The 15,045-nt window shown below is 53.3% G+C and carries 13 protein-coding genes; 3 read left to right on the forward strand and 10 right to left on the reverse strand.

Annotated elements, in window-relative coordinates:
- Window positions 1-264 precede the first annotated feature (264 nt).
- The 9 genes from J4G78_RS08965 to J4G78_RS09005 all read right to left on the reverse strand — a co-directional run bounded on the left by J4G78_RS08965 (window position 265) and on the right by J4G78_RS09005 (window position 10,566).
- Complete coding sequence (locus J4G78_RS08965; protein ID WP_207990252.1) at window positions 265-1,512, reverse strand: alginate lyase family protein; 1,248 nt, start codon at window positions 1,510-1,512, stop codon at window positions 265-267.
- Complete coding sequence (gene kduD, locus J4G78_RS08970) at window positions 1,509-2,267, reverse strand: 2-dehydro-3-deoxy-D-gluconate 5-dehydrogenase KduD (RefSeq protein WP_207990254.1); 759 nt, start codon at window positions 2,265-2,267, stop codon at window positions 1,509-1,511. Before kduD ends, J4G78_RS08965 begins: the two co-directional genes overlap by 4 nt.
- Window positions 2,268-2,302: 35 nt before the next feature.
- Window positions 2,303-2,935, reverse strand: coding sequence for an RpiB/LacA/LacB family sugar-phosphate isomerase (locus J4G78_RS08975; RefSeq protein ID WP_207990256.1), 633 nt, complete (start codon window positions 2,933-2,935; stop codon window positions 2,303-2,305).
- Window positions 2,936-3,069: 134 nt separating this feature from the next.
- Window positions 3,070-4,092, reverse strand: a complete 1,023-nt coding sequence (locus tag J4G78_RS08980; protein WP_207990565.1) for a LacI family DNA-binding transcriptional regulator — start codon at window positions 4,090-4,092, stop codon at window positions 3,070-3,072.
- 54 nt (window positions 4,093-4,146) lie between these two features.
- Window positions 4,147-5,424 carry a TRAP transporter large permease gene (locus J4G78_RS08985; protein WP_207990258.1) on the reverse strand — a complete coding sequence of 426 codons (1,278 nt, stop codon included), beginning with the start codon at window positions 5,422-5,424 and terminating at the stop codon, window positions 4,147-4,149.
- The gene (locus J4G78_RS08990; RefSeq protein WP_207990260.1) at window positions 5,424-5,897 is read right to left on the reverse strand and encodes a TRAP transporter small permease; all 474 of its coding nucleotides are present in this window, start codon (window positions 5,895-5,897) and stop codon (window positions 5,424-5,426) included. Before J4G78_RS08990 ends, J4G78_RS08985 begins: the two co-directional genes overlap by 1 nt.
- Window positions 5,897-6,823 (reverse strand): TRAP transporter substrate-binding protein, encoded by a 927-nt coding sequence (locus tag J4G78_RS08995; protein ID WP_243457284.1) that lies wholly within the window; start codon window positions 6,821-6,823, stop codon window positions 5,897-5,899. The genes J4G78_RS08990 and J4G78_RS08995 overlap by 1 nt, the downstream gene beginning before the upstream one ends.
- Before the next feature lie 95 nt (window positions 6,824-6,918).
- Window positions 6,919-7,695, reverse strand: coding sequence for a 2-keto-4-pentenoate hydratase (locus tag J4G78_RS09000; RefSeq protein WP_207990264.1), 777 nt, complete (start codon window positions 7,693-7,695; stop codon window positions 6,919-6,921).
- Between the two features lie 18 nt (window positions 7,696-7,713).
- Entirely contained in the window at window positions 7,714-10,566 is a 2,853-nt protein-coding gene (locus J4G78_RS09005) for a TonB-dependent receptor (protein WP_207990266.1), read from the reverse strand.
- 149 nt (window positions 10,567-10,715) lie between these two features.
- Between J4G78_RS09005 and J4G78_RS09010 the strand changes: the two genes are divergently transcribed.
- Genes J4G78_RS09010 through J4G78_RS09020 form a run of 3 tightly spaced genes read left to right on the forward strand, consistent with a single transcriptional unit; the run spans window position 10,716 to window position 14,134 of the window.
- Window positions 10,716-12,392: a glycosyl hydrolase family 28-related protein gene (locus J4G78_RS09010; protein WP_207990268.1), complete on the forward strand. Its 1,677-nt coding sequence runs from the start codon at window positions 10,716-10,718 to the stop codon at window positions 12,390-12,392.
- Window positions 12,393-12,437: 45 nt separating this feature from the next.
- The gene (locus tag J4G78_RS09015) at window positions 12,438-13,100 is read left to right on the forward strand and encodes a bifunctional 4-hydroxy-2-oxoglutarate aldolase/2-dehydro-3-deoxy-phosphogluconate aldolase (RefSeq protein WP_207990270.1); all 663 of its coding nucleotides are present in this window, start codon (window positions 12,438-12,440) and stop codon (window positions 13,098-13,100) included.
- A 2-nt stretch (window positions 13,101-13,102) separates the two neighbouring features.
- Complete coding sequence (locus J4G78_RS09020; protein WP_207990272.1) at window positions 13,103-14,134, forward strand: sugar kinase; 1,032 nt, start codon at window positions 13,103-13,105, stop codon at window positions 14,132-14,134.
- A gap of 22 nt (window positions 14,135-14,156) precedes the next feature.
- On the opposite strand, the gene J4G78_RS09025 is transcribed toward J4G78_RS09020, so the two are convergent.
- A complete protein-coding gene (locus J4G78_RS09025; RefSeq protein WP_207986276.1) occupies window positions 14,157-14,978 on the reverse strand; it encodes a helix-turn-helix domain-containing protein in 822 nt (273 codons plus the stop codon).
- Between the last annotated feature and the right edge of the window lie 67 nt (window positions 14,979-15,045).

The raw sequence follows: 15,045 nt of genomic DNA on the forward strand, positions 1-15,045 counted from the left end.
GTAAGAAACGCTTTAACTCTGTCCCGTGCGTTTTTTTCGAATGTTTCCATAGAAGAATGAAAAATCAATCAGGCGATAATTGTCGGTGCCCATGATCATCGGTAAATTGTCCAACATATCGGATTGGAAGTCACCGACAAGAAACCCATCACTCTTACATTGTGCACTCGTGACCCCCGTCTCGTAGTGCAACTTTATCACGGAGAGGGTAAGGAGCCTATATCCTAAGACACCACTATGGGCTCTCCATCGATTGTCCTTCTGCTAAGGAAGAAACCGAACAGTTTCACGTTCTTGGCTCGCGCTGGAGCGATTGGAATAGCCGACCAATATTTGCACTGCCTTGACCGTTTTCGATATCTTTGGGCTGCTATTTGCTTTCCGGTGATCGATATCCTGGAACGGCCATTCCATTTCCCCATCCCAATATTTTGCGAGGAAGCTGCGTGCGGTTGGAATGCCTCTTCCGTCAGGCAGTTCGTAAGTCCAAAGGTCCAGATCAACGCATTCAGCGATCGTCGCGAGTTTTGTTGTCCCTTCAACAACATAGTGCGAATAATGCCAGCTGCGGGTGCGTTTCAGTTCAGCGATAAAACGACCACGGCGGTCCATCTGTCTGGCCAGTCTGTGCTGTGGAAAGGCCGTTACGATATTCTCTGTAACATTTTCCAGCCGTGCATAGAGCGCAAAATGGGCCAGATAATAGTCGAAAAATATGCCGTGATTATTGCCCTTGCGCATTTCGGTCGTGCCATTTTCGCTCGTTGCCATCCAGGTGGCAAAGTCACGATACCATTGCTCAATGGCTTGATGTTCGGCTTTGCTCAGAGCCGTAGAAGGCCGCAACAATCCAATCGCTTCGATGATCGTCGACAGATGAGAGGCTTCGATAATGCCTTCCGCGCGACCATTAACTTTACCTGGTATGCCTTGAGCAAAATTGAAACTGGGGTTCATCCGGGTCGCAGGTGTTATGAACCAAGTCCGCAACATGCGTGCAGCTTGCTCGGCATATTTTTCTTCACCGGTCACATAATAAGCGAGCGCTAAATCCTTCGCATCATTGCTGAACCGGCGCAGCCTGTCTTTGTCAAATTCCGGCCCGTTGCGCTGGGGGTTCACCTGTCCATCGCGCCTTATGTACGGCAGGCCCGACTTCTTTGCTGGATCCGGCCACCAATAAGGCCCGATGGACGCATAGTCATGGGCGGTCGCGCCCGGAGCCGGCTTTGGTTTGTCCGTAACGCTGTAGAGCGAGCTCCGCAAAGCTTTGTCAGCGGCTTGGACAGCAGTAGCCCGCGCCTGTTCGTCCGCCTGAATGGCGCGCAGCCATTGGGGCCGCCAGAGAAATGTTCGACGCCCTTCAAAGGCATCAGCATAGCCCTTGCTACCCTGACATGCAGGCTGATCGGGCGCCGGTTTGAAAGAATTGATGGGCACCTGGTCCGCGGCGCCCGAACTTGCCTGCGCTGCCGACAGAGCCAGCATCAAAGAGGCTAGCCCCGCGGTCACCGAGCTAGCCAGCCGCCATCTACCGCCAAAATATGGCCGTGCACATAATTGGCTGCGTCAGAGCTCAAAAATACTGCCGCGCCGCCGAGATCGTCCGGATCGCCCCACCGGCTGGCCGGGATGCGTCCGAGAATTTCGGCATTGCGCTGCTCATCAGCTTGCAAGGCGGCGGTGTTGTTGGTCGCGATATATCCCGGTGCGATCGCATTGACGTTGATGCCCCTGGCCGCCCATTCGTTGGCAAGCAGCTTGGTCAGCCCGCCCACCCCGCTCTTCGACGCCGTATAGCTCGCAACTCTTATGCCGCCTTGAAAAGTCAGCATGGAGGCGATGTTTATGATCTTTCCGCCGCCGTTTTCGACCATCACCTTGGCCGCAGCCTGTGACAGAAAGAACAGGCTTTTGAGATTGGTATCCATGACCGAGTCCCAGTCATCTTCGGTAAAGTCGAGAGCGTCATTGCGGCGAATAATTCCGGCATTGTTGACCAATATGTCCAGTCCACCAAGGGCATCCTGCGCAGTGCTGACAATATTTTCACAAGGTTCGGTCGTCGACAAATCCGCCCGGATCAGTTCAGCTTTTCTTCCGACTGCGTGTATTTTCTCGGCGGTCTCATTGGCATCGGTACGGCCAACCAACGCGATGTCAGCACCAGCCTCTGCCAAGGCAACAGCGATGCCCTGGCCGATGCCGGTGTTGGCACCGGTCACGATGGCGACTTTCCCTGTCAGGTCAAAGTAACTGTTCGACATGCTTATCCCCTCGCTTCCGTTTGTTTCCGCCGGTCTTAAAGACTACGGAGGTAGCCGCTAATCTCGTCATCCTGGGAATTGGCGTAGAAATAGTCTTCGAATTTCTCGCCCGCGATTGCGGCTTTCAAAAGGTCCTGATCGACATTTTTCAGTACGGTCAGCATATCGTTGCAGGTGACATCTTTCATCTGCGAGAGGATACCGCGATTCTTGGCCATGATCTCGGCGCGTTCTTTAGGATAGCCAATGCCACCTTCTTCCTCGAACAATTTGCGATAGCAATCCTGCAAGTTCAACTCAGCCGCCCAGCCGAAACCCTTGGCATAAGGCATGGAAATAGCATTGCCGTCATTGATCCGGTTAAACAGGAACGCATCGGTCGGATCGATAACCAAACCGCAGAATACGCCAGGCATCGCATTGCAAGCCAGCATCGATCCCATGCCTGTGCCGCAGCCCGTCACGACAAAATCCACGGCCTTGGAATTTAGAAGAATCCCGGTCAGGAGACCGTTCATCACATAGGTCAGCTGTGCGCTGTCCTCTGCGGTGTACATACCATAATTGTAAACTTCATGGCCGAAGGGTTCGGCGACCGAGGTTAGCGCCTCGTGAATGATGCCATTTTTGGCGGCTTGGCTGTTCTCGCTGATCAGTGCAATTTTCATAACTTCTCTCTCTGTGTCTAGCTGGCGACGCACGTTCGTTGATCCGAAGACCAACCGTTGTCGTTTATCAATTAGGTAACCGGTGTCATAACTAGATGCAAGCAGAGTTTTACCTGAGATGTCGATCCGATTTTCTAGTTTTCTGGTGGACCGACGACGGAATCACGTTTGATCAGTGAAGAGGATAGACTTGTCTCCTCTATCGGGATCTCTCCGGGTCCGCTGATCAATTTAAGGGCGGCCGACCTTGCCATATCGACTATCGGCCAGTGCACGGTTGTCAGTGCTGGCCAAACATGGCTCGACAGCGGAGTATCATCAAAGCCGACAATCGAAAGTCCGCGCGGAATTTCGATTCCGCGCCGACGCGCCGCAATCATAACGCCAATCGCCATTTCATCATTGGAAACAAACACCGCCGTTGGCCGGGTTTTCCCATCTAGAAGCGCCAGCCCGGCTGTTACACCGGATTCAAAAGTATAGCTTCCAGGTTCGATCATCCAAGGCTCGACCTCCAGCCCGGCATCAGCCATGGCTTGCTCATAGCCGGCCCGCCGTTCCGCGGCCGAAATAAAGCCTTTCGGTCCTTCGACAAGTGCAATTTTCTTGTGACCGACTTCAATGAGATAGCTTACGGCCTCATGGACTGGCGCTCTGTCATTCGAAGTAACCATATGTTCCGGCGTGTCCAGTTCAACCGAAGCCATCCGGACATAACGTGTGCCATAGCTTGCGCACAGTTCCGCCAGTGCATCATTATCGGAAATAGGCGGTAGCAGAACAACACCGTAGGGACGTTGCCGCTCCAGAAAATCTTTGATCTCCTTTTCGATCGTGGGCGAATTTCGGTCCACGGGCTGCACCATCAGGCCAAATTCTGTCCCCTTAATCCCTTCGAGAATGCCCTTTTGTACACTGACCAGGAACTGAGCATTCGGGTTATCGTGAATGACCGCGATGACAAAATTACGACGCAGGGCAAGGGCGCGGGCTTGAGGATTGGGCACATAGCCAATTTCCTCGATAACTTTTTCGACATGCTGGCGGGTTTTCTCGCTGAGCAGCGACGATTTATTGATGACCCGGCTCACGGTCTTCTTTGAGACCTTGGCTAATCGTGCCACGTCGTTAATCGTTGAATTACCCCTCTGCGTCATCATGTCCTTATCAATAGGGCAGCGGCTCAGGTCAAGCGCAGCTTGTACCGAATCTTAAAATGCCTGGGGCAGGGCCAATGAGAGAGCCGGGACAAAGCTGATCAGGCCCAATGCAACGATTAACGTCATATAAAAGGGCCAGATCGTTTTCACCAGAATTGGCACCGGGGTTTTGCCCACAGCCGAGCCGACAAACAGTACGGATCCCACCGGCGGTGTCACCAGACCAATGCCGAGATTGAGCATCAGGATAATCCCGAAATGTACCGGATCAACCCCAACTTCCACGGCGACAGGCAGAAATATCGGTGTCGTGATGACGATCAGCGGCGCCATGTCCATGAAGGTGCCAAGCGCCAGCAACATGATGTTGATGATCAGCAATGTCAGGATCGGGTTATCTGTCATCAGGCCGATCAGCGCCGCCAACTGGGCCGGCACTTCGAGCAGCGCCAATGCAAATCCAAAGGCGGTTGCGGCAGCGATAATAAACAGCACCATTGATGCCGTTCGAACTGATTTCTGCGCCGCTTCGGCAAAGCCTTTCCACCCAAGACTGCGATAGACCAATGCTCCCACGATGGCAGTATAGATAACAGCGATGGCAGAGGATTCCGTTGGCGTGAATATTCCGCTCAATATGCCGCCCATGATGATGACACCGGTCATCAATCCCGGTATGGCGTAGACCAGAGCGCGCAAGAATTTGCGCCAGCCAGGGAAAATGCCCCTAGGCAATCCGCGGCGGCGGGCGACAATCCAGGTGGTCAGCATCAGCATCAGTCCGGTTAGCAAACCCGGGACGATGCCAGCCAGAAACAGGTCGCCAATGGACACGCCCATGCCGGAAGCTGCTGCGTAAATGATCATATTATGAGATGGCGGGATAAGCAGGCCAACCACAGCGGCCGTCACCGTCACATTGACGGCATAGTCCGCCGGATATCCTTTGTCTTTCATCAGCGGGACCATGGTCGAGCCAATCGCCGATGCGCTGGCTATGGCTGAACCAGAGACAGCACCGAACATCATCGAGGCACCAACATCCACCAAGCCCAGTCCACCGCGCACGCGCCCAAAGGCCGCATCGGCGACCTGCACCAGCCGGTCCGCTATCCCGGCGCGATACATCAGATCACCGGCAAATATGAAAAACGGAATCGCCATAAGCGTGAACACGCTAATCCCGGCAGCCATCCGTTGCACCGCAACCACCAGCGGGATGTCGATGACCAAAAAAATGGCCAAAGCTGAGCCGAGCAATGCATAAGCTACAGGCACGCCGAGCAGTAATAGTAACAACAAAGCGCCCAGAAGAACGAGAATTTCCATCAGACATCCTCTCCGGTTGTATTTCCGCGCCATTCATCACGGGCATGGAAAAGCGCGAATATGGCCATGAGAAAACCGGAAACCGGTAGCGGAATATAAGCAAATCCGCGGCTGAGACCGAGGGAAGGAATGACGTGATCGCGCACCAACCAGACCAGCTGCGAACCGTAAACGAACAAAATAATACCAAACAACGCAACGAGACAATGGATGACCATTCGTATTCTGCGAGCCATCGCGGGCGAGCTCATATCCTCAAGCAGCGCAATGCGGATGTGAAACCCTTCGCGCACGCCAGCCGCCGCTGCGAACAGGACATACCAGATCATCAGCAACAAGGCGGCCTGCTCTGACCAGGAGGGGCTAGATTGCAGAACAAAACGCCCGAACACCTGCCAGCCAATCACGGCCGTCATTATGACCAGCCCCGCTGCACCGAGCCGGATCAACCAGTCTGATGCCTTATCCAGCATTAGCTTTTCCCCGTTCGCATGGACAACATGCGATCGACCAGTTCACGCTGTTTGGACGTCGTGACGAAGCTGTCCCACATACCGGTCATTTTGTCGGTAAAGAGCGCAGGATCGACTTCATTCACCGATACGCCGGAGGCCAAGACTGTCTTGCGGCTGCGTTCAACCTGTTCGTCCCAAAGTTGCCGCATATACGGCACGGAATCGCGTGCGGATTGGCGAACAATGGCCTGCTCCTCGGAACTCAGCTTGTCCCAGCTGATCTTCGACATCACGAACACTTCAGGAGCGAGCAGGTGCCGGGTCAGGCTGTAATAGCGTGCGACCTCGTAATGCCGCCCACTCTCAAATGACGGCCAGTTATTCTCCGCGCCATCAATTACCCCTTGGGCCAAAGACTGATAGACTTCGTCGAGCGGCATGGGTGTCGCGTCGGCTCCCAACGAGTTGACCATCGCGACATAGAGATCGGAACCGGGTACACGCAGCTTTAGTCCGCGCATGTCATCCGGCGTTTGGATCGGGCCGCGCGTGTTATAAAAGCTGCGCGCGCCAGAGTCATAGAAGCACAAGCCGATCAAGCCATGGCGTTCGAGAGACGCCAGAATTTCATCACCAATCGGCCCGTCGAGAGCGCCGCGCATATGCTCTGTCGATTCAAACAAAAACGGCAAGGCCGCTACGATTGTCAGCGGCTCGATGGAATTGAGCGGGGCCAGATTGACCCGGTTGAAATCCAGTCCCCCGAAAGTGGTGATTTCCAATGTGTCGCGTTCGTTGCCCAGCTGTCCGCCGGGATACATCTGCACGCTCAGCTTCCCATTCGTCCGCTCCTTCAGCAATTCGCCAAAGCGGATGACCGCTTGGACGGTGGGATAGCTGCCCACATGGGTATCGGCCGATGTCAACGCGCCGGATAATTTCATGCTGCACGACGCCAGCAAAGTCGCGCCTCCCGCAAGCACCGCCCGTCTGGTAAAATGGGGCTGCCGCAAGGAAGAGAGACTATCGATCCTATTCATCAGATGATCGGTTTCGCTGGTATCAGCTCGATTTGCAAGCTGCCGAACCGGCCAAAGCTGACTTGCGATGTCGATCCAGCGCGCGCTTCATGCACGCCGGTGATCGCGCCCGTGGATATAAATGTACCCGCGGGAAGAGCAATATCATGCCGTGCCGCATGAGCGCGAAGGAAGGATAGGGCTTCCAGCGCGTCCGTCGGGAAATCAGAGATATTGGATTTCCCGCAAACCACGCCATCAATTTCCGTCACAACGTCCAGTTCGGATATTTGAAGCGTCCGCCAGTCCTCGATTTCCGGGCCGACGATCAAGCCGCCATTATTGCCAAAATCACAGATCACCGCGATGGGACCGATATCATTGATCGCAGGCAACGGACTGCTCGCAATCTCTACCCCGATATGCAGCCGGTCTTCCGCTGACACCGAGCCTAAGCAAAATACCAGCTCGCCCTCAACAGCAGCAAATCCGTCATAGACCGGCATAGACTGACGTTCGTCGACTTCCGCCCTGACAATATTTTGCCGGAAGATAGGGCCGACCAGGCGCTTTGAATCAAACCGGTCAAGATAGGCGGCCGGAACGCCCCCGACCTTCCAGCCACCTACCTCGTCATGCCAGGCACGACGAGACTGGTTCTGTACGGCATAGGCATCTTCTAGTGTTTCCGGCAGATCACCGGGAAAACCTTCCAACGTTTTTGCCTCACGCCGGGCGCGGACTAATATGTCTGAAATTGACAGACTTGCCTCCCGCACACCATCTGGAATCGCCATTTATGCTCCGACTGCACCTTATAATTTCGTCCGTAGGCCAATGAAATACCGTGTTCCGGAATAATCCGCTTGCGCAAGACTGTCGCTCGTCGGGCGATAGAAAATATTGGGCTCGTCGAGAATATTCAGTACCTGAAAGCGCATTTGCACCCCTTTCATCAAATTCAAGCTGGCCGAAAAATCAAGAAAGCCTTGGTCCTTCGTGAACCGGTTGGCACTCGTTCGGAATGGCTTGAAATAATCGGAGCGATATTTGTACGCCAGCCGGGCCGAGAAACGCTCATGTTCGTAATAGAGCGTCGCGTTGGCAGAATGTTTGGAATAGCCGGGAATATTGGCCGGTTCCGTAAAATCAGCCAGCGCATTTCCGCTCACCACGATGGGATCCGGAAATTCGAAATTGGAATCCGCAAAGTTGTAGCTGGCCTGAAAACCAAAGCCGTCGAGCGGCGAAGGCAGCCAGTCAAATTTATGCTGAGCAGTGATCTCAAAACCGTATAGTGTGCTTTTGTCATTCGAATTGGCGGTTCGCCCGATGACAACATCCGTCGGCGCACCATCAACATTCAGCGTAAGGTTGGTAACATCCGTCTGAAAACCGGTTTGCAGGCTTTTATAATAAGCCGCGATAGCCAAAGAGCTGGTCGGCGATGCATACCATTCAAAAGAAATATCCGCGTTCCACGATTCCAGAGGCTCAAGGAACGGGTTGCCGCTGGCGCTGACGATGCTGCCCAGATCCCCTAGATCTGCCTCATCGTCAAAAGACAATGCTGCCGACATGGCTTCAGGATCAGGCCGTGCAATCGCCCGATAGGCGGCCAATCGCAGCAATTTGTCATCCGCTATCTCGAATGTAATATTGGCACTAGGTAGGAAATTCCAGAAGCTGTTGGTTTCCACGTTCACAATGGGATCACCCACCTCAGTCACGGTGATCGTATCTGGATCAGGACCTGGGCTGGTGACAAGCGCTGAACTTACCCCAACGGACGAAATTTTCGTCCTGATAGCGCGGAGCCCGAAATTGCCGGTCACCGGTGCGCCGAATAATTCGGCGTCGAAATTGGCTTGCAGATAGCCAGCAAAGGTCTCCTCCGATACATCCGCATCTTGAGTTGACAAGGTAGAGCCCGTTGGTAAGCCTGCATCCGGGTCACCGGTCAGTGCAGCAAATAATGGCCGCGCATCCCAATTGGCAAAAGTGAGGCCCTCGGTTGGCGTGTCGGCGCCGTCAAATAGATCTTGGACGAGGAAAAATCCCTGGCGCGCTGCAATGGCGGCGTCAGAAAAATATCCGTCCGGCTGCAGGTCAAGTGTCGAATCTATTCCATCATCGCGAACCCGGCGTCGGTCGCCGTAGCGAACACCTGCCTGGATCGATGTCAGAAAGCTTTCCATTTCATAAGTTGCATCGAGCCGCACGGAAAAAATTTCATCATCGACATTTTCAAGCCGGCGCCTTGCACGCGCGCCGTTATCGTAAAGGTCATGATTGTCGAGATCGAAAGTTAGTCCTGTGTTATTCTCGACCGCGGAAACATCGGTCAGCGTCAAAGCCGGAACGGTCTGACCACGACGATCAATTTCGTACAAGACCCGGCTGTTGGTCCGGATACGCATATCCAGTTCGTCCTGCCGGCGCTTGGTTTGGGAAAAGCCGATGTCAGCAGCCAGGATCAAACGATCACTGGTCCATTCAACATTGCCGCCAAGACCAATATATTCCTCGGTGCGCTGACGCCAGACGGTCTGGTTTTCCAGACGGCTTTCACCACTCCATGCCAGCAATGCTCCGGTCGGCGAAATCTCAATCGGCGTGATATCCCGACGCCCGTCCGCAATCACAAGATTGGCGCGCTCTTCGATATCATCCCGATAGCTATATTGCCCGTCAAAATTAAATTCCAGATCAGGAGATGGCTGCCATTGAATGCTCCCGATCACCGCATCGCGGTCGGCATCTGTCGCTTGAGCCCGGAAGATATACTGATTGGATACGAAATAAGTGTCAGACGCGCCGGTGGGATTCCCGTCACCATCCGTCAGGAAAGAACAGTTATTACTGCGATCCACACCTTCGATAGTGTTACACGGACGATAGGTCGAACTGCTGGTAAAGATGTCTTCCGGTGCTGTATCTCGCCGGATCTGCCCGCCAATGGCAATCCCGATTTCACCAATTCCCGTGCTGAATTGATCGACATAAGAGCCAGTCAGACGGTAGTTGACCGGATTGCCGCCGACGACTTTATCTTCATAATCGCTATAGCCAGCCAGCCCTTGAATCTGAAGCCGGCTTTTACCGTAATCAAGTGGCCGTAATGTCTGCAGTTCGATGATGCCAGACACGCCGCCTTCGATGAAACTGGCCTGCTGAGTTTTATAAACAACCGCGCCGTTAATAAGTTCGGACGGAAATTGTCCAAAGTTCACATCTCGGCCATCGCTACCCGATGAGATTTCCCTTCCGTTAAAATAGGATGCTCCAAGAAAGGCGCCGAGACCGCGAACAGAGAGTTCGGATGCACCGCCCTTGAATCGGTCCGATGTGACACCGGCTACACGTTCCAGCGTTTCCGCAACAGACAGATCCGGCAAATCGCCGATATCCTCACCGACAATCGCATCGCCGATGACCGAAAGGTCGCGCTTGGTCGCCAGTGAATTCTCGATAGTGCGCGATATCTCGCCGGTGACAACGATTGTTCCATCATCGTCCGTGCGTTGATCCTGCGCTGCTTCTTGCTGTGCATCTTGCGCCCAAGCATTTGCTGGTACCAAACAGACCGCGGATACCAAGAAAGATGCTCGCAATGCCTTCATCCGAAATGGCATATGACCTTTTGCGCCGGTTAAACTGATTCCCATGAAAACCTCCCTAATTTCCCCCGCAGGTCTTTGCCTGCATATATTTCCGGAATTGACACCGGTTAACCTTCTAATTGACACCGGTGCCATTCGAGGTCAATAGCTGTTTTGGAAAACATGCTAAGAACATGACGGTTTAGGAGGCGGGAATGACTAAGACACTGAATAAAAATATATTATTTTTTTCGACTTTAGCGGGATCGCTACTTTCCCAAAGTGCCTTCGCTCAAGAAACTCCGCAAATTCTTTCAGATTCGCAAATAGCCGCTAAAAATTTTCTGCCGGATTTTTCTTATGCCGGTTACGGTTTCGGGAAGGCACCGATCCCTGAAATCGAGACGGTGATTGATGTTGCCGATCATGGCGCAATTCCCGACGATGGGAAGGATGATAGCGAGGCGCTCCAATCGGCTCTCGCATCCGCGCACAAGAGCACTGGGCCGGTACGAGTCCAGTTGGCTGCGGGACAATATATTCTCTCCGAGATATTGTGGATCGAAAAGAGCGGCATCGTCTTGGCTGGTATGGGAAACGGCAAGGGCGGGACCCGGCTTTACATGCCCCGCCCGCTTGGACAGATTGATGATGGCGGCGCTCTAAAAGAAGTAAGGGAATATCTGGTCGAGCTGGATAAGCGAGAGCGCCAGCCGGATGCCAACATAGATGTGATTTTTTCGGAATATAGCTGGAGCGGTGGCTTTATCTGGACGCGCGTGCCTGGCGGTCGCCATGCCACTTATCTTGAACGTTACGATCGTCCGATAGCAAAGATCACCGATATCTCGATGGGAAAACAGGGCACGAAGGCGCTGACGGTTGCTGACACCTCTGGTTTCGTAGTGGGAGATGTCCTGCAAATCCATTGGCATAATCGCGCGGGACCAAATGGCCCGTTGGTAAAATCCCTTTATGGCGAAACAGAGTTGAAAATCGGTAATCGCCATTGGTCCATGCCCGACCGGCCTTTGGTTCGTCAGGCGACAAGGATAGAAGCTATTGACGGCGACCGCGTCACCATCGCCGATCCGCTGCTGCACGATATTGAGGCCGAGATGCCCGCCTATTTCGCGAAATGGGAGCATTTGACAAATGTCGGGTTACAGGATTTTGCGATGGTCTTTCCGGAAAACCCCTATTTTGGTCACCATGTTGAGGCAGGGTTTAACGGGATATATTTTACCGGTGTCCATAATGGCTGGATCAAAAACATTCGCGTGACCAATGCCGATAGCGGCATCCTGACCGATGATCTTGCCAATGTGACGATCGCAAATATCGTGACCGATGGCAATCATAAGGCCCATTATAGCGTTCATGTCGGAAATGTGCACAATGTCCTGATTGATAGTCTGACCGTTTTCAATCCCACGCAGCATACACTAAGCTTTAATACGCAGGCGACCAAGTCGGTCTACAAGGACGCGGTGGTCTGGACCAGACCGAGCCTGGACCAACATGCCGGGGCCAATCACCAGAACCTCTATGACAATGTCACTGTACACCTTACACCGGACCAAATAGCCAAAGACGGCGCACCTATGTTCGATCTCTATGAAGCAGGTGGCGCCGGTTATTGGCAGCCAGGCCATGGCCGGTACAATACCAATTGGAACCTGAAAATCCTGGTCGATGGCGGCGTCGAGACAGATCAAGAACTTGTTATATTAGGCGCGACCGAAGGACCAGATGCCCGGGTCATCGGCTTGCACGGCAATCGCCCGATCCGTTTGGATTATCGTCCTGAACCCTATGTTGAATCGCTGAATCGCCGGGTGGATAAAATTCCTTCACTTTATACCTATCAACTGGAACAACGAAAAAAATAAGACCGCATCTGCCAGCCACACTCCCAGATATTGAAGAGCGAACCAATGACCGAAAAAATAGACTTGAAGCTTGACCACGCCTTTCAAGACGTACCTATTGTGCCGCTCATTCAAGCCGACGACCCCACGGTGGCTATCGCGACCGCCAATGCTTTGCAGGAGGGCGGATTGCATGTGGTAGAAGTGGTTCTGCGAACCGATGCGGCCGTGGATTGCATGGAGGCGATTGTAAATGAGACCTCAGGCATCATTGTTGGAGCGGGGACGGTCTTGACTGATGATCAAGCGGAACAGGTTCTATCGCGAGGTGCACAATTTATCGTTTCACCAGGCCTTGTCGATTCAGTCGCGCAATATTGCCTGGAACGTTCAGTGCCAATATTTGCCGGCACGATGACCGCGGGCGAAGTGCAGCGGGCTTATGCATTGGGTCTGCGCACCGTGAAATTTTTTCCAGCCAAACTGGCGGGGGGCGTACCCATGCTCAAAGCACTGTCTTCGGTTTTCCGTGACATGCGGTTCATGCCAACGGGCGGGATTTCGGCTGACAACCTGCATGAGTTTCTTGCGATGCCGTCGGTTGTAGCATGCGGCGGGAGCTGGCTCACACCAGCTAAAGCGATAGAACAAGGTGATTTTGAAACGGTGACGCGGCTCGCAAAAGAAGCGGTTGCGGTGGCCAATAATGGAAGAAAAGCAGGAAATTGAATATGGCTGACTATTTGTCTTTTGGTGAGATTATGCTGCGATTGAAGACCCCGGGCCATGACCGGTTTTTTCAATCGCCGTCTTTTGAAGCAAGTTTTGGCGGGGGCGAGGCGAATGTCGCGGTCGCACTCAGCAACTATGGCCTGTCAGCTGGTTTCATAACGGCCCTTCCGGATAATGATATTGGTCAAGCCGCAATTGGCGAATTACGCCGCTTTGGCGTCGATACCGCGCGCATCCGCCGGTCTGGCGATCGCGTCGGCATCTATTATCTGGAAGCCGGTGCCAACCAGCGCCCATCAAAAGTGGTCTACGATCGCGCACATAGTGCCATTTGTGAATGCGGGCCCGGGGATTTTGATTGGCCGAAGATTTTTGACGGCGCCCGCTGGCTCCATATTACCGGCATCACGCCCGCACTCAGCCAATCGGCGGCAGATCTCAGCATGGAATGCGTACAGCAGGCGAAGAAAGCCGGATTGACCGTTTCATGCGACTTCAACTTCCGCGGGAAGCTATGGAAATATGGAAAGTCTGCGCCAGAAGTGATGACCGAGCTCGTCAAGCATGTGGATATCGGGATTGCCAACGAAGAAGACTGCCAGAAATCGCTTGGTATAAGCGTCGATGTCGACGTTGATGCCGGGGAGCTGGACACCAAGAAATATGAAGCGCTGTCAGAAAAGGTCCTCGAACTCTATCCCGACATGTCGGCCATTGCTATCACGCTGCGGGAAAGCCGAAGCGCGGACACTAACGGCTGGTCCGCTTGCTTGCGAGATCGAAACCAGGGCTTCATGCTCTCTCGGCATTATGAAATAACTGACATTATCGACCGTGTCGGCGGCGGCGACAGCTTTGCTTCGGCACTCATCTATGGTCTCAACAGCTATGATGACCGGCAACAAGCGCTGGAATTCGCTGTAGCTGGGAGTTGCCTTAAACACTCTATCCTCGGTGACTTTAATCGCGTGAGCGTGGACGAGGTCGAAAAGCTGATGAGTGGTGATGGATCAGGACGGGTACAGCGCTGAACGGGTGAGAGCATAACGCCGTTTATTCGTTCCTTATCTGGCGAGGTGTTTTACCTGAGATTTTTTTCACCGTATTGCTCAAATGAGAAGGGCTGGCGAAGCCACATTCAAACGTGATCTCTCCCAGACTGAGTTTGGAAAAACGCAGCAGGTTGAATGCCTTGTTGAAGCGTTGTTTCATCACCCATCGATGCGGCGTATCTCCAACAAGAGCTTTAAAAACGCGGGAAAAATGCCACGGACTTAGTCCGGCTTTTTCGGCGAGGACATTGATGGTCAGAGACGTTTGCAGGTTTTCCATCGCGTAGTCGATTGCGCGTGATATCGGCGGATGGCTGTGTCCCGGAGCGATATTTGGCAAGGCACCGGCGTGAATGTGCAAAAAGCGACCAAGAATGGCGTGCGCATATCCGTCCATTTGGAGATCAACAAATGGGCCGGGGTCGGCCAGGATCGCTGTGACGTTCCGGGCCAGCGTTATCAGAACGGGATCGCTATGATAGTCACGAAACTCGCTTAGCACCTCAAGTTGGTTGGCATCTACCATCATTGATTTGATGTAAGCGCCCGACCATGTAAATTTCAGCCGGCTTCTGTGGTTCTCTGCTGTTACAGAATGTTGAATGCCACGTGGGTAGTAAACGACACTGTCTCTCGGCGCATGCTTCCTACTGGTACGACTCCCATCAATCGACCAATCTGCGATCACATCGGAAAAATTGAAACCGATTTCCGATCGAGAATGAATTCCATCCCATTCCTTCTTACCAGGGGGAACAAGGGCAAAATCAAACAGACTATGTCGGTACGCATTCATGTGCAGGTCAGTAGGGGGAGTGGTCATGTAGGCAATTGATCGCTGATTTGTTGCCGATGCGCAATAGCAGTTTGGTGCAACAATTTAGCAAATA

The organism is Parasphingorhabdus cellanae, from assembly GCF_017498565.1.
GTDB classification, from domain to species: Bacteria; Pseudomonadota; Alphaproteobacteria; order Sphingomonadales; family Sphingomonadaceae; genus Parasphingorhabdus; species Parasphingorhabdus cellanae.

Coding starts and splice junctions, on each gene's coding strand:
- kduD (WP_207990254.1), bottom strand. CDS start 2,267: ATGTCGAACAGTTACTTTGACCTGACAGGGAAAGTCGCCATCGTGACC.
- J4G78_RS08975 (WP_207990256.1), bottom strand. CDS start 2,935: ATGAAAATTGCACTGATCAGCGAGAACAGCCAAGCCGCCAAAAATGGC.
- J4G78_RS08980 (WP_207990565.1), bottom strand. CDS start 4,092: ATGACGCAGAGGGGTAATTCAACGATTAACGACGTGGCACGATTAGCC.
- J4G78_RS08985 (WP_207990258.1), bottom strand. CDS start 5,424: ATGGAAATTCTCGTTCTTCTGGGCGCTTTGTTGTTACTATTACTGCTC.
- J4G78_RS08990 (WP_207990260.1), bottom strand. CDS start 5,897: ATGCTGGATAAGGCATCAGACTGGTTGATCCGGCTCGGTGCAGCGGGG.
- J4G78_RS08995 (WP_243457284.1), bottom strand. CDS start 6,823: ATGAAATTATCCGGCGCGTTGACATCGGCCGATACCCATGTGGGCAGC.
- J4G78_RS09000 (WP_207990264.1), bottom strand. CDS start 7,695: ATGGCGATTCCAGATGGTGTGCGGGAGGCAAGTCTGTCAATTTCAGAC.
- J4G78_RS09005 (WP_207990266.1), bottom strand. CDS start 10,566: ATGGGAATCAGTTTAACCGGCGCAAAAGGTCATATGCCATTTCGGATG.
- J4G78_RS09010 (WP_207990268.1), top strand. CDS start 10,716: ATGACTAAGACACTGAATAAAAATATATTATTTTTTTCGACTTTAGCG.
- J4G78_RS09015 (WP_207990270.1), top strand. CDS start 12,438: ATGACCGAAAAAATAGACTTGAAGCTTGACCACGCCTTTCAAGACGTA.
- J4G78_RS09020 (WP_207990272.1), top strand. CDS start 13,103: ATGGCTGACTATTTGTCTTTTGGTGAGATTATGCTGCGATTGAAGACC.
- J4G78_RS09025 (WP_207986276.1), bottom strand. CDS start 14,978: ATGACCACTCCCCCTACTGACCTGCACATGAATGCGTACCGACATAGT.